Here is a 25,237-nt window from a genome sequence, read left to right as displayed (position 1 = left end):
TCAGCCGGAGGGAGGGCCTCAGCCGTGGATGTCGAGCGCCTCGCGCAGGTCGGCGATGAGGTCGTCGACGTCCTCGATGCCGACCGAGAGCCGGATGAGGTCGCTGGGCACCTCGAGCTCGGTGCCAGCGACGCTCGCGTGCGTCATGCGGCCCGGGTGCTCGATGAGCGACTCGACGCCGCCGAGGGACTCGCCGAGGGTCCAGAGGCTGACGGCCGCGCACGTCTTGACGGCGGCGTCCTCGCCGCGTCGCATGCGGAAGCTGACCATGCCGCCGAAGCGCTTCATCTGGCGCGCGGCGACGTCGTGGTTGGCGTGCCCGGGCAGCCCCGGGTAGAGCACCTGCGAGACGCCGTCGTGGCCCTCGAGGAACTCGACGACCTTCTCGGCGTTGTCGCAGTGCCGCTCCATGCGGATGGCGAGCGTCTTGAGCCCGCGCAGCGTCAGCCACGAGTCGAACGGCCCGGCGACGCCGCCGATGCTGTTCTGGTGGAAGGCGATCCGCTCCTCGGCGTCCGCGTAGCCCGGGACCGTGATGGTCTTGGCCGTCACGACGGCGCCGCCCACGACGTCGCTGTGACCGCCGGAGTACTTCGTCGTCGAGTGCGTGACGATGTCGGCGCCGAGCGCGAGCGGGCTCTGCAGGTAGGCGGTGGCGAAGGTGTTGTCGACGACGAGCACCGCACCGGCCTCGTGCGCGACCGCTGCGATGGCCTCGATGTCGGCGATGCCGAGCAGCGGGTTGGTCGGCGTCTCGACCCAGACCATCTTCGTCTGCCCCGGGCGGATCGCGGCGCGGACGGCCTCGACGTCGCCCATGTCGGCGATGGAGTGCTCGACGCCCTGCGGCTTGGCCACCTTGTTGAAGTAGCGGTACGTGCCGCCGTAGGCGTCGTTGGGCACGACGACGTGGTCGCCCGGCACGAGCAGCGCCCGGGCCACGGTGTCCTGGCCGGCGAGGCCGGACGCGAAGGCGAAGCCGCGGCTGCCGCCCTCGAGCGCCGCGATGCACTCCTCGAGCGCGTTGCGGGTCGGGTTGGCCGACCGGCTGTACTCGTAGCCGTTGCGGAAGCCGCCGATGCCGTCCTGCTTGTAGGTCGACACCTGGTAGATCGGGGGCACCACCGCTCCGGTGAGCTCGTCGGCCTCCTGGCCGGCGTGGATGGCGCGTGTGGAGAAGCCGTGCTCGTCAGACATGGGTCCGAGCCTATGCCCTGGGCGGGGACCGCCCCCAACGACCCGAGCCGCGCCCGACGCTCGTCTGAGATGCTGCCGACGTGGCCCTGGACTTCGACTACAGCAACCGCAGCGTGCGGCCGCGCGGCCCCGTGCTCTCGGCGCTGTCGGCCACGTTCCCCGGCATCCGCGCGGTCCAGGAGCAGGTGCTTCCGTATGCCGTGTGGTGGGAGTCCCACAACCGCGTGGCCGCTGCGGGTGGCGGGCCCCTGTGGGTGGCGCTCGGCGACTCGATGACGCAGGGCATCGGCGCGAGCGCGCCCGACCGCGGCTGGGTCGGGCAGCTGAGCGGGCGCCTCGCAGCGCGCGGGTGGGACCACCGCCTGGTCAACCTCGGGGTCAACGGCGCCCGGGTCGAGGACGTGCTCGACCGACAGCTGCCGGCGCTCGAGTCGCTCACCGCCGGCGCCGCTCCCGCTGCGCTCGTCACGGTGGTCATCGGCTCGAACGACGTCGTCGTGCGCCGGCACCGGCGGGGTCTCGTCGAGCGGTTCGGCGAGCTGCTCGACCGGCTGCCGCACGGCGCCCTGGTCTCCAACCTGCCCAACCCGCACCGCGAGGCACGCGCCGTCGACGCGATGCTCCGCGAGCGGGCCGACGCAGGCAGCCTCGTCCTCGTCGACATGCGGCGTGACGGTCCGCGCTCGTGGCGCGGGCGCTTGGCCTCGGACAAGTTCCACCCCAACGACCGGGGCTACGCCGAGATGGCGGGGGTCGTGGAGCGCGCCGTCGACGCGGCCGGCCTGGTCGGCTGAGCGCACCACACGGCATACGCCCTCGGTGCGCGTCAGCGCGGGTCAGTCGAGCGGGTCGAGGATGCGGTGGAGGAACTGGCGAGCGCGCTCGGTGCTCGGCCGGGTCAGCACCTCTTCGGGCGTGCCACGCTCGACGATGACGCCGCCGTCCATGAAGAGCACCTGGTCGGCGACCTGCTGGGCGAAGCGGATCTCGTGCGTGACCACGACCATCGTCCACCCCTGTGCTGCAAGGTCTTTCATGACGAGGAGCACCTCGCCGACGAGCTCGGGGTCGAGCGCCGACGTCGGCTCGTCGAAGAGCATCAGCTTGGGGCGGATCGCGAGCGCGCGGGCGATGCCGACGCGCTGCTGCTGACCGCCCGAGAGCTGGTAGGGGTAGGCGCCTGCCTTCTCCTCGAGCCCGACGAGCCGGAGCAGCTCCTTCGCCTCGGCGACGGCCTCGGCCCGGTCGCGGCGCTGGGCGAGCACCGGTCCGGCCGTGACGTTCTCGAGCACCGTCAGGTGCGGGAAGAGGTGGTGCGACTGGAAGACCATGCCGCTCTGGGCGCGCAGGTCGGCGACCTGCCGCTTCGTGACCGGGCGCCGGGCGAAGTCGACCTCGACGTCCCCGATGCGCACGACGCCGGCGTCCGCGACGTCCAGGGCGTTGAGCGACCGCAGCACCGTCGTCTTGCCCGAGCCGGACGGTCCGATGAGGACGGTGACGCTCCCGGGCATGACCTCGAAGTCGATGGACCGGAGGACCTCGTGGTCACCGAAGGACTTCGCAAGGCCGGACACCGACACCAGCGGACCGGTCTGCGGGGCAGTGGTTTTCGGGGTCTCGGTCATGCTGCGACGTACCTGTTCTGTCGTTCCTCGAGGCGGGACTGTCCGAAGGAGAGCGCGAGGCAGACGACCCAGTAGTAGACGGCGGCGACGCCGTAGAGCGCGAAGAACTGGTACGTCGGTGCCGCGGCCTCCTGGGCCACGCGGAGCAGCTCGGTGACCTGGATGGTCGAGGCGAGCGAGGTGTCCTTGACGAGGGAGATGAGGGTGTTGGACAGCGGCGGGATCGCGGTCCGCGCGGCCTGCGGCAGGACGACCCTGCGCAGCGTCGTGACGTAGCCCATGCCGACCGTCGAGGCGGCCTCCCACTGCCCCTTGGGCACCGACAGGATCGCCGACCGGATCACCTCGGCCGCATAGCCGCCGACGTTGAGCGTGAAGGCGAGGATCGCCGCCGGGAAGGGGTCGAAGCGCACCCCGAGGGCGGGGAGACCGTAGTAGATGATGAAGAGCTGGAGCAGCAGGGGCGTGCCGCGGATGACCGAGATGTAGAGCCGCGCCAGCGCCGAGACCACGCGCACCGACGACAGCCGCATCAGGGCGACGCCGAGCGCGAGGACCAGCCCGAGGACGAAGCTGATCAGCGTCAGCGGGATCGTCGAGGTCACCGTGGCCCGCAGCAGCGGGCCCAGCGAGTCGAGGATCAGCGCGATCGTCTGGTCGTTCACGAGGCGGAGGCGGCAGCCGGCTGCTTCGAGACGTCGGCCGAGAAGTACTTCTGCGAGATCTTCGCCAGCGTGCCGTCCGCCTTGAGGTCGGCGAGCGCCTTGTCGATGGCGGCGACGAGGTCGGAGTCCTTGCGGGTCGCGACGACCTGCTCGGAGACGTCACCGGTCTTGGCTGCGATCTTGACGCCCTGGTCACCGGTGGACTTGAGGTAGTCGAGCACGGCGAGGCTGTCGTTGACGGTCGCGTCGACGCGCGACTGCTTGAGCAGCGTGATGGCCTGCGTGAAGCCCTCGACGGACTCGACCTCGGCGCCGGCGTCCTTGGCGACCTTGGTCCAGTTGCTCGTCAGGCTCTGCGCGGACTTCTTGCCCTTGAGGGCGGCGAGCGAGGTGATCGACGTGTCGTCGGCGCGGGTCGCGACGACGCCCTCGGACCACGTGTAGGTGCTGCTCAGGCCGTAGAGGCCGGCGCGCTCGGGGTTCTTCGTCACCTGGTTGACGACGACGTCGAAGCGGTCGGCGGCGAGCCCGGCGAAGATCGAGTCCCACGGCGTCTCGACGTACTCGACCTTGACGCCGAGCTTGTCGGCGACGGCTTTGGCGACCTCGACGTCGTAGCCCGTCAGGGCGTTGGTCTTCGGGTCGTGGAACGAGAAGGGCGAGTAGGTGCCCTCGGTGCCGACCTTGAGCACGCCGGCGTCCTTGACCGCCTGGAGCTCGGACCCACCGCTCGCGCCGGTGCTGCTGCACGCCGCGAGGACGGCGGTCAGGAGGGTGGTGAGCAGGACGGTGAGGACAGACCTCGAACGCATGGTGGGCACTTCCTGGTGGATCGGTCGGGGATGATGACGACCGTCAACCTATAAGCCCACCTTGGGATGGGCATAATCCGGCGAGGTCGTCCATCGCGTCCCAACCACCGCCGTGCCGCCGGCATTCCCGTCCCGGCGTGTCGGGCTCGCCGACACGCCCCGCGCCGGGGTGAGGGCGAGCCCGTCAGTCCCTGAGCGAGCGCACGTACTCGTCCAGGGCGGCCCGGTCGGTGCCGAGCGTCTTGACGTCGTGGCCGAGCGCCGTGCTCGCCTCCCCCGCTGTCATCGAGTACGTCTGGCCGGCCGCGGTGACGTGGACCGCATCGAGATTGGTGACGGTGCCGAGCAGGAGGGTCGCCGGGGCGCTGAAGTCCGTCGTCTCGAACGGCTTGGCCGGGTCGGTCAGGGCGATCGTCACGGCATACGGCTTCCTCGTCGTCCACAGCGAGAGCGCGTAGCTGCCCGCGGGACCGAAGCCCGCGTCGCCCACGAGCGCGATCACCTTGGAGTTGTCGCCGACGTATGCCGTCCGGTGGGCCCACAGGGCCTGCGCCCGGGCGTCTGCCCCGACCGTCGCGGACGGCCCTGGGTTCGAGGCGTCCGGGTCAGGGGTGGTGCAGCCGGCCAGCGCGACGGCGCCGAGCACGAGGGCACCGAGGGAGCCACGGACGGTGCGGGCGGTGCGGGCGGTGCGGGCGGTGCGGGCGGCGCGGGCGGTGCGGGCGGTGCGGGCGGTGCGGGTCAGGTGGGCCACGGGAGGTCTCCCTTCGACGGCGCCGGGACCGGCGCGCTGCGGTGTACGGACGGACGGCACCCTCCCCCGGTTCCGGCCGACAGCCGACGGCCGCGGGCGGCGCGCCGCCTCAGTCGATCCCGTGGTCGCGGGCCCAGAGCGCGGCCGACGTGCGGTCGCCGACCCCGAGCTGGCGGAAGACGTTGCCGAGGTGCACCTTGACGGTGCGCTCACTGATGCCGAGGGCACGCGCGATCTGCTTGTTCGCCTGACCGCGCGCGACGTGGGCGAGAACCTCGCGCTCACGGTCGCTGAGGGCCGGACCAGGCGGGCGCCGCTCGGTCGACGGCAGCAGGGCCCGCGCGACGCGTGGGTCGAGCGGGGCGTGCCCCGCAGCAGCGGCACGGACGGCGTCGAGGACGTCACCGGGCTCGCTGTCCTTGAGCAGGTAGCCGATGGCGCCGGCCTCGACGGCGTCGCGCACCCGGTCGGCCTCGGTGAAGGACGTGAGCACGACGACCGGTGACGTGGCTCCCGCGGCTCGGAGGCGTCGGATCGCCTCGATGCCGTCGACGCCGGGCATCGAGAGGTCCATGAGGACGACGTCGGGAGCGACCTCACCGACGACCGCCACGGCCTCGGCGCCGTCGCCCGCTTCTCCGACGACGCGGAGGTCGCTGCTCGCGTCGATGATGGTGCGCAGCCCCGCGCGCACGAGCCGGTGGTCGTCCACGACGACGACGGTCGTCATCTGTCCTCCTCCACGGGTAGAGCCAGCTGCCACTGCGTGCCGCGCCCCGGCGCCGACCGGACCCGCAGGACGGCCCCGACGTCGGTCGCCAGGTCCGCCAGCACGCGTACGCCGAAGTGTCCCTCGACCTGCGGCAGGCGAGCGGGGTCCAGGCCCACGCCGTCGTCCGTGACGCTCAGCACGACGGGACGGCGCGGGTCGACGGGCTCGTCGGCGTCGGGGGCCGAGAGTCGGATGACGACGTGCCGCGCGTCCGCGTGGCGCACGACGTTGCGCAGGCACTCGCGGGCGACCCGGTGCGCCACCTGCTGGGTGGCCTCACCGAGGCGGGCGGCCTGCGCCTCGTCGACGTCGACCACGACGTCGATGCCACGGCCCGCGAGGGGCCGGGCGAGATCGGCGACGGCCGCCGCGAGCCCCGCGTCGGCGAGCCGCTCCGGGTAGATCTCGACGAGGAGCGAGCGCAGGCTCGCGACGCTCGCGCGCACGGTCGAGGCAGCCTCCGTGATCGTCGCGGCGAGGCGGGGCCGCCCGTCGGAGCGGGCCGACTCGGCGGCGCCGCTGACGGCGAGCGAGCTCGCGACGAGGTCCTGGACCGGCCCGTCGTGCAGGTCCGCGGCGATCCGCCGCCGCTCGCGGGCCGACGCCTCGACGGACGCGCGCAGCACCGACTCGCGCTGCGCCTGGGCCGCGCCGAGCCGGTCGAGCAGGCGCCAGATGATCGGGGCCATGAGGACGAGCAGGAGCAGCAGGCTGCTCGCGAGCACCCCGGCGAGGCCGCGCCAGAGGTCGAAGGCCCGCGCGCTCACGGGCTCGTAGTCGCCGTAGACCTCGAAGAGCAGCTCGGCCCCCGACGGGGTCCACACCGGACGGTAGACCTCGAGCAGCTTGCCGCCGTAGCGCTCGAACTCGTTCTCCGACCGGTTGAGGTCGGACACCTCTGCGCGGGTCTGGGGCTGGGCGAGCGTCGCCCGCTGGTCGTCCCCGAGCGCGAACCGCTGGCCGACGAGCCGGGTCTCGTCGGCGTAGACGATGCGACCGTCGGGCGCCCACAGCTTGACCCGGACGATGCCGTTGGGCAGCACCCGCTCGCGCACCACCCGGTCGAGCGCGTCGTAGGCCGCGGCGTCGCCGGTGAGCAGGGCGTCCTGCAGGACGGGCTGGACGACCGCGAGCGCGAGCAGGTTCGTCGTGTGGGCGGCGTCGTTGACGGCCTCGCGCTCGGCGAGGCGGCTCGCCGCGAACGACGCGCCCACGACGACGACGACGAACACGGCCAGCGCCGCGATCGCCAGCTGCACGACCATGCGCCGCCGGCTGGGCAGCGGTCGCACGGGGGCCGGCGTGGCGCCGTCGGCGAGCGTCCACCACGGGGGGAGGTCAGGGTGGTCGTGGTGGTCACGCCCGCCGACGGCGCGCGGCGACTCCGGGGACAGGGGATCTCCGGAGCTCGCCGCCGTCACAGGCACCGGGACCGTGTCCGTGGTGCCTGTGCGGTCGGGGCGCCGGCTGGTCAGTGGTCGTCACCACCCGAGTCGTCGGAGCCGTGGCCACCCGACGAGTGCGAGCCCGAACGGTGCGAGCCGGAGTCGTCGGAGCCCGAGTGCCTGGACGCCGAGTCGTCGCCCCCCGAGCGTGACGACCCGGAGCCGGACGACCCCGAACCTGAGGAGCCGGACGACCCCGAGCCCGAGGACCCGGAGCCCACCCGGCCACCGTGGTCGTCGCCGGCCTCGGTCCGGGAGTCGCGGGGACGGTCACCGCCGTGGTCGTCACCGGCCTCGGTGCGCGAGGCGCGGGGACGGTCTCCCCCGTGGTCGTCGCCGACCTCGGTCGTGCGGGTGGCCGAGGGCGTGGCCACCGGCGTGCCGGTGTGGGGGTTGTCGTCACCGGACTCGGGGACGACCTGGGCGGAGGCCGGCACGCGGGCCGGGACGCTCTGGGCGAAGGAGCTGTTGCCGACGAGGCCGAGGGTGGCCGGCACGAGGGCGGCGACCGCTGCGGCGGCGATGGTGAGGCGTCTCATCAGGGTGGACCTTTCACGGTGAGGTGGGCGGGTCAGCGGGTGCTGTGGGTCCACCGTGCGGCCTCGGGACGGGCAGGCACCATCGGGCTTTGGTCCTAGTACCTGTCCCCCATGACGTCCCGGCGCCGCCGACGGTTCACCGCGACGCCGACCCCGCCAGCCGACCCAGGCCCAGTCAGAGCTGCTTGGCCCACTCGCGCGTCCACCCGGTGACGACGAAGCCGATGCGCTTGTTGATGGCGACCATGTGGGTGTTCGTGTCGGCGTTCCACGTGCGGACGGTCCTGACGTCAGGGCGCTCGCGCTGCAGGGCGCGCAGGTTCGCGAGCTTGACCGCGAGGCCGAGCGCGTGGCCCCGATGCTCGCGCAGGACGAGGGTGTCGGACTGGATCGCGAGGTCGGGCTGGCCGGGCCGGACGAGCAGGTCGGTGAAGGCGACGAGCCGCCCCGACGGGACGTGCCGGGCGACGGACTCGAGCGCCCAGATCGGGCTGGGCGTGTTCCACTGCTGCCTGACCCGCTCGGCGTCCCAGTCCTCCTCGTCGAGGTCGATGTCACCCGACGGCGCGTCGGTGCTCATGCGCCGGGCCAGCACCGCGCGGTCCTCCAGCCACTCCTCCGGGAGCGCGTCCACGGCGGTCTCGATGACGTATGCCGTGTCGTCGGGGCCCGGGTCGAGCGCGGTCAGTGCCGCGTCGTCGACAGGCAGCGCGAGGTCCTGGCGGAGATCGAGCAGGGTCTGGCGGTAGCCGCTCGCCAGCGCGAATCCCGTTGCGGCATCGCCCTGCTCGACCGGGGCGCCGCTGTGCTCGTGGATGCGGGTGCACCCGTCGTCACGCAGCGACTGCTCGCACTGGGCGAGCAGCAGCGAGCCGACTCCCTGCCGCTGGTGGTCCGGGTGCACCGAGAGCCACACGCCGGCCGTGTCAACGTTCTCGCGGGTGCGCCGGATGGTCTGGGCGGCCGCGACGGGAGCCTCGGCGCCGTCAGCACCGGGCTGCAGGACGACGAAGGTGCGCCGCACCTCGTGACGGCGCGGCGCGACGTCGAGGATCTCCTCGATGGACGTGCGCTGGGTGCCCTCGCCCCACACGCTGCGGTTCGCCGCGTGGTGCACCTCGAGCCACGCCTCACTCGTCGGGTCGCCGACGGCGAGCTCGATCTCCTTGACCTGCATGCTCATTCGCCTGCCACCGTGAGCTTCTGCCACTCCCGGCTGTAGCCGTCGACGGTGTAGCCGAGCTGCCGGTTCACTGCGAGCATGTGCTCGTTGGAGGCGGCGTTCCAGGTGCGCACCGCTGTGACCTCGGGCAGCTCGTCCATGAGCCGCAGGGCGTTCGCCGCCTTGAGGCGCAGCCCGAGGCCGTGTCCCCGGTGCTCGGTCAGCACGAGCGTGTCCTGCTGGTAGGCCAGCTCCGGCTCACCGGCCGACACCGACACGGTCGTGAAGCCGACGAGGCGGCCGGACGGCATGTGCCGGGCGACGGTCTCGATGACCCGACGGCCGGATGCCGCGGCTCGCGCGTTGCTCGCACGCAGCCGGTCCGCGTCCCAGTCCTCCTCCGCGATGTCGAGGTCGTCGCTCGGTGCGTCGGTGCTCATCCGCTGCTGCAGCACGGCCCGGTCGTCGAGCCAGGCCTCCGGCATCTCGTCGACGAAGCTCTCGAAGGCGTAGTCCTCGGCGCCCGGACCCTCGACCGCCCCACGCAACGTCGCCCGGTCGGCCGGGAGTGCCTGCTCGCTGCGGAGCACCGTCTGGGCCACGACGAAGCCATGGCCCGTCGCGAAGTCCTCGGCCACGTCACGGCCGCCCTGCACCCACTCGGTCTCGGCCATGAGGGTCGAGCGCTCGTGCTCCGCAGCCAGACGCTCCGCCTCCGCGAGCAGACCGGAGCCAACACCACGGCCGCGTGCCGACGGCAGCACCGAGAGCCAGAGCATCGCGGCGTGCTGGTTGTCCCGCAGCGGCAGGTGCACCTCGAGCGCCCCGACCACCTGGCCGTCGGACCACGCGGCCCGGGCCACCCGCTTCTTGTCGGCCCCGCGGACGAAGCCCTGGACCTCCTCGAGCGTCCACACGCTTCCTCGCTCGCCGAAGATGTCGCGCTGGGCCGCTGCGTGCACCCCGATCCAGTCCCGGGCCGCCGGCTCCCGGCTCGGGTCCAGCAGGTCGAGGGGCCTGATCTCGAAGTCGTCGTTCACGGGCCAGAGTCTGTCGGCCCGGCCACTGCGGAGGCGAGCGATTTGTCCGGGACCGCCGCCACACGGCATACGCCAGCGGTCAGGCATACGCGAGCCGGCGCGGACGTTACAGGGACGTAAGACGCTCCCGGCAGCAAGGATGTGACACTGGCATGGTGTTCGGATTCGGTAGGAAGTCCCAGATGCCCAGCCGCGACGAGGCCCTCCCCGGCCGCGCGGAACGACCGTTCGCCGTGAACCCCACCCACGTCGTGCTCGGAACCCCGATCGACGGCCCGTGGCCCGACGGCTCCGAGGTGCTCTACGTCGCGATGGGGTGCTTCTGGGGGGTCGAGCGGATCTTCTGGAAGCAGGACGGCGTCGTCTCGACCGCGGCGGGCTACATGGGCGGCTACACGCCCAACCCGACCTACGAGGAGACGTGCACCGGCCGCACCGGGCACGCCGAGACGGTGCGCGTCGTCTACGACCCCGCCCTGACGAGCCCCGAGCTGCTGCTCAAGGCGTTCTGGGAGAACCACGACCCGACGACGGCGAACCGGCAGGGCAACGACATCGGCACCGCCTACCGCTCGGCCATCTACTGGACGACCGAGGGGCAGCGCCTCGCGGCCGAGGCCACCAAGGAGGCGTTCCAGAAGGTGCTCGACGACAACGGTTACGGGCAGATCTCGACCGAGATCCGCTCCGCCGACGACGCCGGACCGTTCTACCTCGCCGAGGACTACCACCAGGGCTACCTGCACAAGAACCCCGGCGGCTACTGCAACCACGGGCCCAACGGCATGACGTGCCCCGTCGGGATCGTGCGCCAGGACCAGCTGCCCGCGCAGCAGGACATCGCGCCGCCCGCCTGACCCCCGTCACCGCGACACGGACGCGCCCACCCCGACCGGGTGGGCGCGTCCGTGCGTCACGACGCGGAACCCGCCGCCGGGGGCTTGCGTCGACGGTCAGCCCACTTCCCCAACGAACCCCGACCCAGGAGCCCCCGCATGAGCAACGAGCTGCAACGGCTGAAGCAGGACGAAGCCGTGACCGCCGCGCACGACGAGGCGGTGGCCCGCGGCGTGAAGCGGGTGCTGCGCAAGACCACGACCGGCGAGCTGCACAGCTACCCCGCGGACGAGATCGGCTTCAGCCCCGGTCGCGGTCAGGCCCAGGTCAGGACGTGGTGGGGAATGGCCGTCCTCGCGGTCCTGATGGCCCTGCTCTCGCTGGGTTCCGTGGTGGGGATGTTCGTCCTCCCCATGTCCCGGGGCGACGGTCCGGAGTGGGTCGGGCTCGTCCCCCTCGCGATGGGAGGACTGTTCACCTGGTATGCCGGGGGGCTCGCTCGCGACGAGTACCGCGCCAAGCAGGTCCGCCAGGAGAAAGGCTCCCCCGAGCCCGGCGCCTGAGACCCCGAGTCGAGAGACACGGACGCCCCCACCCGGCTCGGGTGGGGGCGTCCGTGCGTCCCCGCTGTGTCAGGGCGGTGTCAGGGCGTGCAGGCCGTCTCGTCGAAGTGACCCGGCGTGCCCGGGTAGGCCTGCCCCGCCCCGTGCTCGTTCTGCCCCGGGTAGACCATGGCGAGCTCGCGGAAGGCCGAGGTCCCCGCGGTCGTCACGTCGGTGCCGGGACGGCCGGCGCTCGAGGACCAGGCCAGCTGCTGCAGCCAGCTCTGCATGGCCGGCGAGTGGCCGCGCACGTCGTTGAAGCCGCCGTAGGCCGCGTTGCAGTGCGTGAACAGGTTGTAGGCGCCGTTCCAGTCGATGAGCCGGTCGCCCGCGTTCGGCCCGTTGGCCGTGACGTCGCCCTGGAGCACGTCGCGGTCCCAGCCGCCGTAGATCCAGTCCGTTCCCTGGTGGTGGTTGTCGTTCGCCGGGTCGGCGTCCGCCAGGCCCGTCATCTCGAACCACAGGCACGGGTCGACGGTGGTCGTGGCCTTCTTCGTGCCGGACGTCAGCGGCCAGTCGCCCAGCGTGCAGCCGCTGCCCGGGGCGTAGCTGCCCCGCGGCCGCACGTCGAGCAGGTCCGAACCGAGCACGTCCTGCTTCGCCGCGTCCGACTCGCCCGCACCGCCGAAGAGGTGGTCGACGAACCGGTCGTCGGTCCCCCGCGAGCTCGGCGTGAAGACACCGCCCACGAGGCAGTCGGGCGTCGCGGCGTCGAGGACGGCGTCGCAGCCCTGGCCGCCCCAGAGGACGTCCTCCCCGTCGCCGCCGAAGACGTCGTCGCCGCCGCTGTCGCCGCCCACGACGTCGTCGCCGTAGCCGGCGTGGATGGCGTCGTCGCCCGAGCCTCCACGGATGAGGTCGCGACCGCCCTCGTCCATGCCGTTGTGCGGCATGGCTGCTGCGGTCGAGGCGCCGACCCACTGGTCGCCGTCCACGTCGTGGAGCAGGTCGACCCGTCGGTCGTACGCTCCCCGTGCGAAGGCCGTGAACGTCTCCTTGGGCGGGCTGTTGAGCGTCACCGAGGCCTGGGCCGGGCTGTCCCCCGCGCTCAGGAGCTGGTTCACGACGCCGCCGCGGTCGCCGACGATCGCGTCGCGGCCGCTGTCGCCGCTGATGCGGTCGTCGCCGAGCTCGCCGTAGAGGTCGTCGTCGCCGTAGCCGCCGGAGATGACGTCGTTGCCGTCCTGCCCCCAGATGCCGTCGTTGCCGTCGTCACCCCAGATGACGTCGGCGCCGAAGGCACCGGCCACCTCGCACGTCGCCTGCACCGTGGTGCAGAAGCGGGTGCTCGGCCCGGGCAGAGCCGGGTCGTGGGTGCGCGACGTCGTCGCGTCGGACGGCACGGCCCCGTCGGGGTAGCGGTCGGTGTAGACCCTCTCGGTCAGCGCGCCGCTGATGCCCTGCAGGGTGCGCAGGAGCGACCCGTTGTCGCCGAGCACGACGTCGTCGCCGCCGTCGCCCTCGATGACGTCGGCGCCGTCGCGGAAGCCCGGCGCCGGGGTGCCGCCGATGATGTCGTCCTGTCCGGGCGTCGAGCTCGTGCCGCGCAGCAGCGCGGTCGGGCTCGCCGAGCCCGGCCAGGCGGCCGTGACGTCCGGGACCGTGGTGCCGTGGCTCGAGGCCTGGCCGAACGGCAGGTCACCGAAGAGCAGGTCGGCGCCGCCGTTGCCCTGCAGGTGGTCCGCCCCCGCGTCGCCGGTGACGGCGTCGTTGCCGTCCTGGCCCTCGAGCACGTCGACCCCGTCGCCGCCGGAGATCCGGTCGAAGCCATAGAGGCTCGCGGACGGCGTTGACAGCAGGTCGGTCCCGCGGTCCCACGGCTCGATGACGCGCGGCGCCATGGCCGTGCCCGGCGTGCTGCCGAGACGGACGGTGACGGACGAGGGAGCCTGGCCTGCGACGGGCCTCAGGACCTGCCCGTTGTCGCCGAGCACGACGTCGTCACCGGGGCCGCCGAAGACGGCGTCGTCGGTGTCGGGCTGGCCGGTGGTGGCCGCTCCGACGCTCGCACCGGCCACACCCGAGGGGGTGGAGCTGCCGCCGACGAGGTCGTCGTCGCCGAGGTCGCCCTCGACCCAGTCGACGTCCGGGCCGCCCTCGACGTAGTCGTCGCCCGCGTCGCCCTTGAGGCGGTCGGTGCCGCTCTGGCCGAGCACGACGTCCTGGTCGTCGCCGCCGAAGACCAGGTCCGCCCCCGAGTTGGCAGCGGTCGGGGTGGCACCCAGGTCGAGCAGGACGATGCGGTGCGTGGCCGCGAAGCCGCGCATGCGCGTGATGGGCGTCGAGTCCGCCGCGCTGACGCCTGACGTCACGACGGCGTTGTCGCCGGCGATGAGGTCGGGGCCGGCGTCGCCGTAGAGCACGTCACCGGCATCCGGGCGGCCGGTGCCCGGGCTCACCTGCTGGAACGAGCCACCGACGACCTCGTCCTCGCCTCGGTCACCGTGGACGGTGTCCGAGCCGTTGTTGCCCTCGAGGTGGTCGGCGTCGTCCCCGCCGTTGACGCGGTCGTCGCCGAGGCCGCCGTATGCCGTGTCGTCGCCCGCGCCGCCGAAGAGCTGGTCGCCGCGGCCCGCGGTGACAGGCGTCCCCGCGAGGTCGAACGGGATCGCTGCCGCGTCGGCGGACGACGACGGGTCGTCGACCGTGCCGTTGTCGCCGATGAGGATGTCGTCGCCGGTGTCGCCGGAGAGCACGTCGCCGGCATCGGCCGGGTCCGTGTCGGTGCGGCCCGAGGCGCGGGTGCCGCCGTAGACGAGGTCGTTCCCGTCGCCGCCGCTGGCCCAGTCCGCTCCGTCGTTGCCCTCGATGACGTCCGCGGCGTCCTGGCCGTAGAGGACGTCGGCGCCGGTGTTGCCGAAGAGCCGGTCGAGACCGGCACCGCCGTAGCCACGGTCCTTGCCGGTGCCGCCCCAGGCCGAGTCGGCGCCGTCGCCGCCGAAGAGGACGTCGTCACCCTGCTGGCCGCAGACGAGGTCGTCGCCGCCACGGGCGTCCACGCGGTCGGCTGCGCCGCCTGCGGAGATCGTGTCGACGCCGGCACCACCGGTGATGAGGTCCGGACCGTCGTCGGTGCTCGGGTCGCTGCCGCCCGAGGTGCCCTCGGGCACCGGGTCGGAGGCGACGGGCGAGCCTGCGCGACAGGTCTCGTCGGCGGCGGCCGTCACGGTCGCCGCGTCGCGCAGGGTGTCACCGAAGATCGTGGACGGACCGTCCCCGCCGATGACGTGGTCGCTGCCACGGCCACCGACGAGCGTCTTGGGCGACGCGGCCGTGTCCGCGGGCAGCGGCAGGTGCTCGACGTCACGGGTGTGCCCGAAGGTCACGCCCTCGATCGTCTCCGTGGACCTCAGCCCACCGACCTTGCTCGGCTCGGCCACGACGTAGTCGTCGTCGGGACCGCCGTACACGGCGTCGGCACCGTAGCCGCCGACGAGGGCGTCCTCGCCGCCGCCGCCGAGGAGGCGCGCCTTCTCGGACGAAGCCGAGTGGCTCGTCACGACGTCCTGCTCGCGGCTGCCGTAGACGACGTCGTCGCCCGAGCCCGTCTCGATGATGTTGGGGATCGTCGGCTGGCCCGACGGGGTCGTGAGCGTGTCGGCAGGACCGGCCGCGTCGACGCCGAAGGTCTGCTCGGTCGAGGCGAAGATCGTGTCGGGGCCGGCGCCACCGGTCAGGGAGTCGCTCCCCCGTCCGCCGATCATCGTGCTGCCCTTCGAGTGGATCGTCGTCCCCGTGGTGCCGGGTCGGTCGGCAGCGACGCCGACCTTGTCGTCGCCCGGACCGGCGTTGACCCGGTTGCGGCCGAGGCCGACGCTGATGACGTCGAGACCGCCCGTTGCCGGGTCGGTCGTGGTCGGGTCGACGTCGAGCGTGCTCCAGTCGACGACGTCGCCGAGGCTCACCGACGTGATCTTCGGTGAGGAGTTCGCGACGTCGACGTCGTTGAGCGCCGCGGTGACGGGCCTCGTCGCCGGGAGGCTGCCGTCGCTCGACAGGCGACCGTCCCCCGACACGTAGTCGTCGCCCTGACCGGTCGTGATGGCGTCGTCGCCCTCACCGCCGGCCACCCGGGCGACCTTGCCGACGGCGTCAGCCGTCACGATGCGGTCGTCGCCGGCGCCGCCGTCGACCCAGGAGCTGCCCGTGCCGGTCTGGATCTGGTCCTTGCCGGGCGTGCCGAAGACGACGGCGTCCTTGTCGAACGTCGAGAGGTCGGCCGCGCTCGTCGTCGACGACGGGTCGGAGTCCTTCTTCCCGTCACCGACGAAGCTGACGACGAGCGGCGTCGACGAGCCGCGGCCGTCGACGACGACCCGCTTGAGGCCAGGGTCGAGGTACTCGCGTCGCTCGCCCAGCATCTGCACGGCGAAGCCGTCGAAGTCGGGGTTCGTGCCCGCGTCGTCACCCGGCTTCTGGGCGAAGCGCAGAGCGGTCACCTTGACGACGTCCGACTCGGTGTCAGCCGTGTTGCCCCAGGGGTTTCCGCGCGCTGCGTCGGTGCCGAAGTGGCCCGCGAAGACGACGAGGGTGTCTCCGGTCGTCCCCCCGAGTCGTGGTGGTGGTGGGGTGCAGTTCGGTTTCGCCGTGAAGTCGAGCAGCGTGATGTCCGCGAGGTTGATCGAGAAGGACACGCTGAACGGCGAGAAGCCGAGGGTGACGTAGAGGCGCAGGAAGAGGCTGAGCCGTCCGGTCGTCGTGAAGAGGCACAACGGGTTGTTGACGGCGGTCTGGAGGAACTCGCTGACGCGGAACTTCCCGTCGTTGTTCGGGTCGTTCCAGTGGAACCCGATCGTCAGGTGCAGACCACCCTCGATGCCGACCGTGATGATGACGGCGGTGACGGCTGCCCCCGCGGCGATCTCGCCGTCGAGCTGCACGACCGGCACGGGACGCCCTGCGGAGTCCGTCGTCTTGAAGTACAGGCCGTCGAGGAGCTTCACGGCGTCGACGGACGTGCCCTTCTGGGCTGCCTCCACGGCATACCTGATGCCGGCGGTGTCGAGACCCGCCATGAAGCGCAGGGTCACCGACGCGGAGCCGGACAGGGTCACCATGACGGGCGGCGGCGCGTACACCGGTCCGAAGGACTGGCGCCACGTGAAGCCGAGCGTCAGCGGGCCACTGTCGAACTCGACGAGCGAGACGTCGCTGCCCATGAGCAGGCTGAAGACCGACGACGGGTTGTCGAGGATCGGGAACGTGAAGCCGGACTTGCCGGCGCTGCCCTCGGCCGAGCCGGCGCCGAAGACGTTGCCCTTGCCGCCCTTGCCGTTGAGGGCGCTCTTGAGGTCGTCGGAGGTGGCGGCGTTCGCGGTGTCGATGAGCGAGCTCGCGGTCCCGGGAGACAGGCTGCTCGTCGGCGAGACGTCGGTGTCGAGGGCCTTCGACCCGCTGACGGTGAAGCTGCCGATGGGGATGAGGCACGAGTCGCCCGGCTGGTCGCAGACGGGCAGGTTGTTGATCAGGGTCGTGAGCGCCGCGATCTTGTCGACGAAGTCGAGCTTCGGCCCGCCGGCCACCGTGTTGAACGTCTTGGCGAGCGTCATCAGGCTCACGTCGCCTCCGCCGGCCATCCGACTGAGGTCGGACAGGACGGGGATCGGCGCGTAGAGCGTGTCGAGCACCGGCTGGAGCGGTCCCGTCACGGACTTGACCTTCTTGAGCACCGGGCCGAGCAGGTTCGACAGGAAGCCGCCGGCATCGATGGCGACGTCCTTGAACTCGATGGTGGGAGCGCCGAGGTGCTCGAGGTCCTTGTTGGTGAACTCCCACCCGAGGACGAAGTTCGCCTGCACTCCCGGCAGGACCGAGTCGGCAGACGCCTTGACGATCCAGTCCGCCTTGATCTTGGCGGTCAGGGAGATGCCGAAGAGCTCGGAGGCGTCACCGTCGCCGATGTCGGCGACGGTCAGCACCGAGGTGCTCGACTCCGACGCGTCCCTCGACTTGAGGTCGACGAGGAACGCCCCGGCGAAGAGCGGCGCGCTGTTCTTCTTCTGCACGTCGATGTCGAGGAAGGCGAGCTGGGCCTTCATCGAGGTCGGCATGTCGAAGCGGGCACCGAGACCGAACTCCGGTGCGGCGGCGCCGCCCTGCCAGGCGTCGTGGGTGTAGATGACGAAGCCCTTGTCGGAGCTGACGCCGGCCTTGAGGTGCAGCTGGAGGCCGAGGCCGTAGGTGATGGCGTCGTCCCCGCCGGCCTTGAGGGCCAGGCCCGGGATGCCGATGTCGAGCGGCAGCTTCTTGTTGTCGCCCAGGCATCCCGATCCGGCGACGCAGCCGTCCTCGGGGGTGACCGTGCCGGCCTTGACGGTGAAGGCCAGGCTGATCCCGTTGATGCTCGTCGCCGGGCACTCGGTCCGCTGGGGCTTGGCGCTCACGGGGGTGTAGGCCGTGGCCGCGGAGCTGCCGTCGTCGGTCCAGGTCTGCGTGCTGTCGGCGGTCTCGTCGACGACCTTGACGAGCTCGAAGGGCGCACCGTCCTTGCTGCGCAGCACCTTGTACTTCGCGGCGCCCTCGCTCTTGGACCACGAGACCTTGATGGAGTTGCCGCTGCCGAGGGTGCCCCACGAGGTCGAGGTCTCGAGGCTCGGTGCCGACGGGAGGGTGTCACCGTCCGTGCCGGAGCCGTCGCCCTGGGTCGCGACGATCTCGTAGCGCCACTTCGTCGTGCCCGCCGTCGCCGGTGACGCGACGAGGGTCGGGGCGCCGGTCGGCTCGAGCGCGAGCTTGCACACGTAGTCGACCTGGAGCGTCGTCTGCTGCAGGCCGGCAGCGGTGATCGCCTCGGCGAGCTTGTCGTTGACGTAGGTGCGCGCCTCCGCCGGGCTGGCCGGGATGTTGCCGAGCTTGCTCTTGATCTGGGACCGGAGCGAGCCGATGGAGTCGGCGCCCTGCTGGAGGTCCTTGCCGACGAAGGGCAGCTTGCCGTCGAAGGTGGCCAGGCGCATCGCCTGCTCGATCTTCTCCAGGTAGCCGTCGAGGCCGGGGCCGATCTGCGTGAAGTCGGCGAACGCGTTGGCAAAGGCCGCGGACAGGTCGGGCACCTCGAACCGGGCCTTGGCCGCGTCGGGGGCCGGGAGGTTGCCCGAGAGGGTGGCGAGGTCGGCCGGGTCCGTGGAGTCCGGCAGCCGCAGTGCGATCGAGCCGAGGGAGGTCGGCGCACTGCCCGGGACCATGGCGTAGAGCGGGACGGTGCCGCAGACCATGAGCTTGGTCGTGAGGCCCTCACCGCAGTCGACGGGAGTGTTGGACGCGTTGAAGCTGACGTCGAGGCCCGAGAGGAACGTCGAGAAGCTGACCGGGGTGTTCGGCGTGGCGCTCGCGTCCGCGAGGTCGAGGCTGAGGTCGGCCTTGAGCGACACCTGCTTGGCGGCGTCGCCGCCGGGGTCACCCGCCGACACGGTGAGCGGGCCGATGGTGCCCGCCACGCGTCCGTTGAACTCGGCCGCGGCCGCGACGCTGACCTTCGAGTCGGCGAGGACCTTGAGGGAGGCCGCGTCGCCGGGGCCGGTCCCCGGCGCGAGCGGCACGACGAGGCCGACGTCGACACCGCCCTTGACGTGCACCGAGCCCTGCCCGGTCGCGGCGGCGGAGACGAGCGACTGGCTGCCGCCGAGGTCGAGGCGCAGCGGCGCGTTGGTCCGGTAGTCGCGCTTCCAGTCGAGGTCGAGCACGACGCTCGGCGTGCCCGCATCGTCGAGGTAGCGGAAGTGCAGTGCCCCAGTGCCGAGGCGCTGGTCGAGGAACGCGACGAGGTCCTGCATGTTCTGCGGCGGGTGCACCGACATGATGTCGATGGCGTCGTCGAGCGGCGACCGGAAGGTGTATGCCGTGTCGTCCGCAGGCGGGCTCGTCCACTTGTCGGTCAGGGTGACCGTGTCGCCGGAGACCGACGCGACGACGGCCACCTGGGTGCCGACGACGACCGTGCGCCCGACGAACGAGCTGTCGAACGTGCGGCCCACGTGCTGCAGGGTGTTCGAGCCGTAGTTGACGTCGCTCCCGACGCCCGAGGAGTCCCGCTGCATGAGGTCGCGAAGCGAGGTCCCGGTGCCCGGGATCTCCCGGCTGTAGACGCCCGTGGCGCCTCCGGGCTGGGCCTCGGCGAGCTGGGCTGCCAGGGTCTGCAAGGTCTTGAGGACGATGGCGAAGAGCTCCGCCTGCGAGCCCGGCTTGATGTCGAGCGCGAAGATCCGGGTGAGCCTGCTGAGGTCCAGCTGCGGCCCGTCGGCCCCGGAGAGCTGGGTGAGGTCGTTCCACGTCGCCGACACGCCGACGTCGGTGCCGGCGGGCAGGAAGCCGTCGGCGTCCGGGATCGACGCCTTGAGGTCCGCGGTCGCGCGCACGTTGACGTCGACGTCGAGCAGGTCGCCGGCCTTGCTCGGCCCGGTCGGGCTCGACGTCACGAGCTGCGCGAAGAGCTGTCGCAGCCGGATGTCGTGCTGCGCGTCGCCGGCCTGCTTGAGGCCGATGGACAGCATGTGGCCCGCACCGGGCGCCGAGCAGTCGGCGGGGGCGGCGCTGTTGCACACGGCCAGGTGACCCTTGAGGCGGACCTGGAAGAAGCCGGCGTTCGCGGTGAAGTCCACCGCGGTGTCGATCGGGAAGTCGGCGGTGAGCAGGGGGCTGCCCGTCCGCACGAGGACGCGGTCCGCGCCGAGCGGGAGCGAGGTCACGTTCGTCTTGAACGCGCCGGTGCTCTGGACGAACGGGCACGCCTCGGTGTTGCCCTCGAAGCCGATGCACGCGTCACCGGTCCTCGCGTCCTGCAGGTCGAGCACGAAGGTCAGGTCCGCCGCGAACGACGGCTTGACGGTGGCGAAGGTCTGGGCGGAGTTCGCCCGGAGGATGCCGCGTCGAGGACCGCCCGCGACCGGCTGGTCGGTCAGCCGGTCGCCGAACGTGACGGCACCGAGCTGTGCCTCAGGCCCGACGATGACGAACGGCGTGCTGGCAGAGGGCTGCCCACCGATCCACGGTCCGGACAGGGTGAGGGAGTTCTTCGTGTTCGACGCGATCTCCCCGGCGGACGTGCCGGCCATGACGCGCATGCCGGTCCACTGGTTCGGCTGCCACGGCCGGGACCCGTCGTCGAGCGTCAGGCCGGACGCGGCATACGTCGCCGAGGGGCGCGACGTGCGCGCGCTGCCGGCGTCCATGGCGACACCGGACGCAGGGGCGGCCTTGACCATCCTCATCCTGAAGGCGAGCTTGCTCGTCGTCGGGTCCCAGGCGAGGTCGTCGAGGCCGATGCCCGCCGCCTTGAGCTTGGCGATGAGGTCCTGGAGCGAGTCGAACGTCGGGTTGCCGACGGTCGTCGCGTCGAAGCCCGGCGGTGCCGGCTGGTCGGGGTCGGGCTGCTGGACGACGTTCGCCTCGAGGAAGTCGACGAGCACCTGGTTGGCCTTGACCGCGTCGGAGACCGTGCCGCGCAGGAAGGGTAGGTCGAGGTTGCCGGTCGGCGGGAGGGGGCCGGCGCCGTCGGGGTCGAACTTGGCCTGCTGGATCCCCGTGAGGGCGACCGCCACCTGCGCGAGGCCGTCGGCCAGGTCGCGCAGGCTCATGTTCTGGAACTTGCCGACGAGGCTGGCCAGCGTGGGCGCCGTGACGGTCGGCGTGCCCGTGGAGATGTTCGCCCACGCGACGGACACGTCCGCCGCGACGTTGGTCGGGAAGCTCACTCCCGCAAGGCCACTCGTGTCCGCTGCGATCGACAGCGTCCCGTTGACGGAGCCCGGGGTGCCGGGGTCGGAGGGGGACCCGGACGGGTCGAGGCTCGCCGACACGAGTCCGGCGAGGGAGCCGTCGGCAGCGAGCTCGCCGTCACCCACCCCGGCTGCGTCGAACGCGAGCACGCCGTCGTTGTTCGGGTCGGCGACGTGGGCGTAGGCGTGCGCGCGGACGGTGAAGTCGGTGCTGCTCAGGGTGACACCGAGGATGCCGACCGCGGCCTTGGCGGCAGCGGACAGCCGTGCGGTGACGTCGACGTCGAGACGCGGCGCGTGTGCGACGTCGCTCGCGAGGTAGACGCGGTTGGTCGTCGGGCCCGTCCACACGACCCACAGCGAGAGGGTCGCCTCGACCGTGGCCGTGACGCCCTTGGGAGAGCTGAGCTCGACCTTGGGGCTCGCGGAGCTGACGACGAGCGCCTGCTGGGCCGCCGTGCGCGTCACCACGAGGTTGACGTGGACACGCTTGCCGTCGCCGAGGTCGTCGACCGACACGTCGAGAGTGCCGTTGCGGCCACCGGGCAGCGAGACCGACTCCCCCGACGTCGCGAGGTCGGCCCAGGTCGTCGTGCCCGCCAGGGCCGTCGCCACGCCCTTCTCGACGAGGTCGTCGGCGCCGGCCAGCCCGCCGGGGCTCGCCGACACGAAGGGGATCGGCTTGCCGAGTGCACCGACCCCGGCAAGGCCCGACGTCCAGGTGGCGAGGTTCGTCGAGCCGCCGCTGCCACCCAGCAGGGCGACGACACGGTCGACCCCCGGATCGGGGTCGGCGGCGAACGCGGGCGATTGGCCGGCGAGCGCTCCCACGACGACGAGGAGCGAGGTGAGTCCTGCTCCGAGGGCACGACGAATCGACTTGCGCACCATGATTCTCCCCATGCGGAGGCGCGTCGTGTGCTCGGTCCCTGCGCGAGCCGTGTCCGCCACGCCCGTCCTTCGGCTCAAGGTAGTGAGGTCCACGTCACACGTCAGGCGAATCATGGGAAATCCGGACGATCTGGTGATAGCGGGACGGGTGGGACTCGTGGGACACCATCGGGCCGCGACCAGGCCGTGGCGTCACGCTCCGGCCCGGACCCGGCGGTGGCAGGATGCCGCCATGGCCGACAAGAGCTTCCACATCAGCCGTGAGACGACGATCTCCGCTCGCCCCGAGCGGATCCACGCGCTCCTCGACGACTTCCACGAGTGGCAGGCCTGGTCGCCGTGGGAGGGCCTCGACCCCGCCATGGAGCGCACCTACACCGGGTCGGCCAACGGCGTCGGCGCCATCTACGCCTGGCGCGGCAACAGCAAGGCCGGCGAGGGCCGCATGGAGATCCTCGAGTCCGAGCCGCTGCACGTGGCCGTCGACCTGCTCTTCGCCGCGCCGATGAAGGCCCACAACCGTGTCGACTTCACCCTGACCCCGGCCGGCGACGACACCCGCGTCGAGTGGGCCATGACCGGACCCCAGAACGTCGTCATGCGCCTCATGAGCAAGGTCTGGTCGATGGAGAAGCTCGTCGGCCCCGACTTCGAGAAGGGCCTCGCGCAGCTCAAGCGCACCGCCGAGCACGCATGAGCGAGTGGACGATCCGTCCCGCCACCCGCGACGACGTGCCCGCGGTCGTCGCGATGCTCGCCGACGACCCCCTCGGCGCGGCCCGCGAGGACCCGGCTGACACGGCGACGTACGACGCGGCATACGACCGCGTGGCTGCCGACCCGGCCCAGCACCTCGTCGTCGCCGAGCGCGACGGGACCGTCGTGGGGACGCTCCAGCTCAGCGTCGTCCCGGGGCTGTCGCGACGCGGCGCGACCCGGACGATCATCGAGGGTGTCCGCGTGGCGCGGGACGAGCGCGGCTCCGGCCTCGGGACCGCGCTGGTCACGTGGGCCGTCGAGGAGTCGCGACGGCTCGGGGGCACCCTCGTGCAGCTGACGAGCGACGCGAGCCGCACCGATGCCCGGCGCTTCTACGAGCGGCTCGGGTTCGTCGCGTCGCACGTGGGCTTCAAGCTGCCGCTGGACGACTGACCCCGCGGACGCGCGTCCACGGGGTCGGTCGTACGTCGACGGTCGTCAGAAGATGCGGACCCGCTCGTCCTCGGCGAGCCACATGGCGTCGTCGGGCTCGACGCCGAACGCCTCGTGGAACTCGGAGAGGTTGCGCACGGCGTTGCCGCGCACGTCCTGCGGCGAGTGGGGGTCGATGGCGAGCAGACGGATCGCCTCGGCCTCGCGCGCCTTGCCACGCCACACCTGTGCCCAGCCGATGAAGAAGCGCTGCGGGCCGGTGAAGCCGTCGAGCTCGGGCATGCCGCCCTCCTCGGTGGCGATGCGGTAGGCGGAGTAGCCGATCTGCAGGCCCCCGAGGTCGCCGATGTTCTCGCCGACGGTGAGGCCGCCGTTGACCTTGTGGTCCTCCGACAGGCCCGCGGGCGTGAAGGCGTTGAACTGCTCGATGAGCCGCTGCGCGAGCGCGTCGAACCGCTCGCGGTCGGCCTCGGTCCACCAGTCGCGCAGGGCGCCCGTGCCGTCGTAGCGCGAGCCCTGGTCGTCGAAGCCGTGGCCCAGCTCGTGACCGATCACCGCGCCGATTCCGCCGTAGTTGACGGCGTCGTCGGCCTCGAGGTCGAAGAACGGCGGCTGCAGGATCGCGGCCGGGAAGACGATCTCGTTCATCGACGGCATGTAGTAGGCGTTGACCGTCTGGGGCAGCATGAACCACTCGGTGCGGTCGATCGGGCGGCCCAGCTTCGCGAGGTTGCGGTCGACCTCGAAGGCCGTGCTGCGCCGGACGTTGCCGACGAGGTCGTCGGGGTCGATCTCGATGGTGGAGTAGTCGCGCCACACGTCGGGGTAGCCGATCTTGGGCGTGAACGCGTCGAGCTTGTCGAGCGCCTGCGCGCGGGTGTCGGGCCCCATCCACTCGAGCGAGGAGAACGACCGGCGGAAGGCCTCGACGAGGTTGGCCACGAGCTCCTGCATGCGCGCCTTGGCCGCCGGCGGGAACCACCGCTCGGCGTAGAGCTGTCCGACGGCCTCGCCGACGCACCCCTCGACGACGGCCACGCCCCGCTTCCAGCGCTCCTTGTTCTCCGGCTGGCCCGAGAGCGTGCGGCCGTAGAAGTCGAAGTCCTCGTCGACGAACGACTGCGGCAGCACGGAGGCGAACTCCGACAGGACGTGCCACGTCAGCCACGAGCGCCAGTCCGCGATGTCGACGGCCTCGAGCGCGGCACCCAGCCCGGTGGCGAAGCTCGGCTGCCGGATGACCACCTTGTCGAAGGCGCCCGCGGGTGCCTCGAGACCGGACAGCCAGGCGTCCCAGGGGAACTGGGGCACCAGGGTCTTGGCCTCGTCGAGCGTGTGGGCGTTGTAGGTCTTGATCGCGTCGCGGTTGCTGACGGTGTCCCAGTGCGAGGCGGCGAGCAGCGTCTCCAGCGCCATGATGCTCGTCGCCTTGGCGGCGGCGTCCGGGATGCCGGCGAGCCCGAGGAGGCGCTCGACATGGGTGACATAGGCCGTTCGGATGTCGGCGTACTTCTCCTCGCGGTAGTAGGACTCGTCGGGCAGGCCGAGCCCGCCCTGCTCGAGGTAGACGACGTAGTCCTCCGGCGAGCGCTCGTCGGGCGAGACGAAGTGCTGCAGGACGCCTGCGACGCCGTCGCGGGCCAGGCGCCCGAGGGCCTCGCCGAGCGACTCGACGCTGTCGACGGCGGCGACCTGCGACAGCACGGGCTGCAGCGGCGCCAGCCCCAGCTCCTCGATGCGGTCGGTGTCGGTGAAGCTCGCGTAGAGGTCGCCGACCTGTCGCTTCGGCGTGCCCGGTGCGCCCTCCTCGGCCTGCGCCGCCTCCTCGATGAGGTCGCGGACCCGCGCCGTCGACTCCTCGCGGAGGATGTCGAAGGTGCCGAAGCGGGCGCGGTCGCCCGGGATCTCCGTCGTGTCGAGCCACGTCCCGTTGACGAACCTGAAGAGGTTGTCCTGGGGCCGGGTCGACCGGTCGAGGGCCTCGAGGCTGATGCCGGACTTTCTGAGCACGTTCTCTCCCCACTGCGAGTG

Annotated in this window: 17 protein-coding genes; 5 read left to right on the top strand and 12 right to left on the bottom strand. The window is 72.0% G+C overall.

Going from position 1 to position 25,237, the window contains the following annotated elements; translation table 11 throughout:
• Positions 1-18: 18 nt before the first annotated feature.
• A complete protein-coding gene (locus U5C87_RS10220) occupies positions 19-1,197 on the bottom strand; it encodes a cystathionine gamma-synthase (RefSeq protein WP_330476463.1) in 1,179 nt (392 codons plus the stop codon).
• A gap of 80 nt (positions 1,198-1,277) precedes the next feature.
• On the opposite strand from U5C87_RS10220, the gene U5C87_RS10215 reads away from it, so the two are divergent.
• Positions 1,278-1,991, top strand: coding sequence for an SGNH/GDSL hydrolase family protein (locus U5C87_RS10215; protein ID WP_330476462.1), 714 nt, complete (start codon positions 1,278-1,280; stop codon positions 1,989-1,991).
• 42 nt (positions 1,992-2,033) lie between these two features.
• Here the strand turns inward: U5C87_RS10215 and U5C87_RS10210 are convergent, their stop codons facing one another.
• The 9 genes from U5C87_RS10210 to U5C87_RS10170 all read right to left on the bottom strand — a co-directional run bounded on the left by U5C87_RS10210 (position 2,034) and on the right by U5C87_RS10170 (position 10,014).
• Positions 2,034-2,825 (bottom strand): amino acid ABC transporter ATP-binding protein, encoded by a 792-nt coding sequence (locus U5C87_RS10210; RefSeq protein WP_330476461.1) that lies wholly within the window; start codon positions 2,823-2,825, stop codon positions 2,034-2,036.
• Positions 2,822-3,490 carry an amino acid ABC transporter permease gene (locus U5C87_RS10205; protein ID WP_030196566.1) on the bottom strand — a complete coding sequence of 223 codons (669 nt, stop codon included), beginning with the start codon at positions 3,488-3,490 and terminating at the stop codon, positions 2,822-2,824. Before U5C87_RS10205 ends, U5C87_RS10210 begins: the two co-directional genes overlap by 4 nt.
• Positions 3,487-4,302, bottom strand: a complete 816-nt coding sequence (locus U5C87_RS10200; RefSeq protein ID WP_330476460.1) for an amino acid ABC transporter substrate-binding protein — start codon at positions 4,300-4,302, stop codon at positions 3,487-3,489. Before U5C87_RS10200 ends, U5C87_RS10205 begins: the two co-directional genes overlap by 4 nt.
• 184 nt (positions 4,303-4,486) lie before the next feature.
• The gene (locus U5C87_RS10195; protein WP_330476459.1) at positions 4,487-5,056 is read right to left on the bottom strand and encodes a DUF4825 domain-containing protein; all 570 of its coding nucleotides are present in this window, start codon (positions 5,054-5,056) and stop codon (positions 4,487-4,489) included.
• A gap of 109 nt (positions 5,057-5,165) precedes the next feature.
• On the bottom strand, positions 5,166-5,786 hold the full coding sequence (locus U5C87_RS10190; RefSeq protein ID WP_330476458.1) for a response regulator transcription factor: 621 nt from the start codon (positions 5,784-5,786) through the stop codon (positions 5,166-5,168).
• Positions 5,783-7,255, bottom strand: coding sequence for a sensor histidine kinase (locus tag U5C87_RS10185; protein ID WP_330476457.1), 1,473 nt, complete (start codon positions 7,253-7,255; stop codon positions 5,783-5,785). Before U5C87_RS10185 ends, U5C87_RS10190 begins: the two co-directional genes overlap by 4 nt.
• Before the next feature lie 44 nt (positions 7,256-7,299).
• Positions 7,300-7,812, bottom strand: a complete 513-nt coding sequence (locus U5C87_RS10180; protein WP_330476456.1) for a hypothetical protein — start codon at positions 7,810-7,812, stop codon at positions 7,300-7,302.
• A 175-nt stretch (positions 7,813-7,987) separates the two neighbouring features.
• Positions 7,988-8,995 carry a GNAT family N-acetyltransferase gene (locus U5C87_RS10175; protein ID WP_330476455.1) on the bottom strand — a complete coding sequence of 336 codons (1,008 nt, stop codon included), beginning with the start codon at positions 8,993-8,995 and terminating at the stop codon, positions 7,988-7,990.
• Positions 8,992-10,014 carry a GNAT family N-acetyltransferase gene (locus U5C87_RS10170; protein WP_330476454.1) on the bottom strand — a complete coding sequence of 341 codons (1,023 nt, stop codon included), beginning with the start codon at positions 10,012-10,014 and terminating at the stop codon, positions 8,992-8,994. Before U5C87_RS10170 ends, U5C87_RS10175 begins: the two co-directional genes overlap by 4 nt.
• A 182-nt stretch (positions 10,015-10,196) precedes the next feature.
• Between U5C87_RS10170 and msrA the strand changes: the two genes are divergently transcribed.
• Both msrA and U5C87_RS10160 read left to right on the top strand, forming a co-directional pair.
• The gene (gene msrA / locus U5C87_RS10165) at positions 10,197-10,871 is read left to right on the top strand and encodes a peptide-methionine (S)-S-oxide reductase MsrA (RefSeq protein ID WP_330476453.1); all 675 of its coding nucleotides are present in this window, start codon (positions 10,197-10,199) and stop codon (positions 10,869-10,871) included.
• Positions 10,872-11,009: 138 nt separating this feature from the next.
• Positions 11,010-11,414, top strand: a complete 405-nt coding sequence (locus U5C87_RS10160) for a hypothetical protein (protein ID WP_330476452.1) — start codon at positions 11,010-11,012, stop codon at positions 11,412-11,414.
• Between the two features lie 80 nt (positions 11,415-11,494).
• Here the strand turns inward: U5C87_RS10160 and U5C87_RS10155 are convergent, their stop codons facing one another.
• The gene (locus U5C87_RS10155; RefSeq protein ID WP_330476451.1) at positions 11,495-22,054 is read right to left on the bottom strand and encodes a calcium-binding protein; all 10,560 of its coding nucleotides are present in this window, start codon (positions 22,052-22,054) and stop codon (positions 11,495-11,497) included.
• 232 nt (positions 22,055-22,286) lie between these two features.
• Between U5C87_RS10155 and U5C87_RS10150 the strand changes: the two genes are divergently transcribed.
• Both U5C87_RS10150 and U5C87_RS10145 read left to right on the top strand, forming a co-directional pair.
• Complete coding sequence (locus tag U5C87_RS10150) at positions 22,287-22,751, top strand: SRPBCC family protein (RefSeq protein ID WP_330476450.1); 465 nt, start codon at positions 22,287-22,289, stop codon at positions 22,749-22,751.
• Positions 22,748-23,206, top strand: coding sequence for a GNAT family N-acetyltransferase (locus U5C87_RS10145; RefSeq protein WP_330476449.1), 459 nt, complete (start codon positions 22,748-22,750; stop codon positions 23,204-23,206). The genes U5C87_RS10150 and U5C87_RS10145 overlap by 4 nt, the downstream gene beginning before the upstream one ends.
• Before the next feature lie 45 nt (positions 23,207-23,251).
• Here the strand turns inward: U5C87_RS10145 and U5C87_RS10140 are convergent, their stop codons facing one another.
• On the bottom strand, positions 23,252-25,216 hold the full coding sequence (locus U5C87_RS10140) for a M13 family metallopeptidase (RefSeq protein WP_330476448.1): 1,965 nt from the start codon (positions 25,214-25,216) through the stop codon (positions 23,252-23,254).
• Between the last annotated feature and the right edge of the window lie 21 nt (positions 25,217-25,237).

Source organism: Terrabacter sp. C0L_2 (assembly GCF_036352015.1).
In the GTDB taxonomy this organism is placed as follows: domain Bacteria; phylum Actinomycetota; class Actinomycetes; order Actinomycetales; family Dermatophilaceae; genus Terrabacter; species Terrabacter tumescens.
Note: the sequence above shows the minus strand (reverse complement) of the source record. Positions and strands in the feature narration are given on the sequence as shown.

Excerpts from the sequence above, each read along its gene's own strand:
- U5C87_RS10175 (WP_330476455.1), bottom strand. The coding sequence starts at position 8,995 with ATGAGCATGCAGGTCAAGGAGATCGAGCTCGCCGTCGGCGACCCGACG.
- U5C87_RS10200 (WP_330476460.1), bottom strand. The coding sequence starts at position 4,302 with ATGCGTTCGAGGTCTGTCCTCACCGTCCTGCTCACCACCCTCCTGACC.
- U5C87_RS10180 (WP_330476456.1), bottom strand. The coding sequence starts at position 7,812 with ATGAGACGCCTCACCATCGCCGCCGCAGCGGTCGCCGCCCTCGTGCCG.
- U5C87_RS10210 (WP_330476461.1), bottom strand. The coding sequence starts at position 2,825 with ATGACCGAGACCCCGAAAACCACTGCCCCGCAGACCGGTCCGCTGGTG.
- U5C87_RS10190 (WP_330476458.1), bottom strand. The coding sequence starts at position 5,786 with ATGACGACCGTCGTCGTCGTGGACGACCACCGGCTCGTGCGCGCGGGG.
- U5C87_RS10160 (WP_330476452.1), top strand. The coding sequence starts at position 11,010 with ATGAGCAACGAGCTGCAACGGCTGAAGCAGGACGAAGCCGTGACCGCC.
- U5C87_RS10220 (WP_330476463.1), bottom strand. The coding sequence starts at position 1,197 with ATGTCTGACGAGCACGGCTTCTCCACACGCGCCATCCACGCCGGCCAG.
- msrA (WP_330476453.1), top strand. The coding sequence starts at position 10,197 with ATGCCCAGCCGCGACGAGGCCCTCCCCGGCCGCGCGGAACGACCGTTC.
- U5C87_RS10155 (WP_330476451.1), bottom strand. The coding sequence starts at position 22,054 with ATGGTGCGCAAGTCGATTCGTCGTGCCCTCGGAGCAGGACTCACCTCG.
- U5C87_RS10150 (WP_330476450.1), top strand. The coding sequence starts at position 22,287 with ATGGCCGACAAGAGCTTCCACATCAGCCGTGAGACGACGATCTCCGCT.
- U5C87_RS10145 (WP_330476449.1), top strand. The coding sequence starts at position 22,748 with ATGAGCGAGTGGACGATCCGTCCCGCCACCCGCGACGACGTGCCCGCG.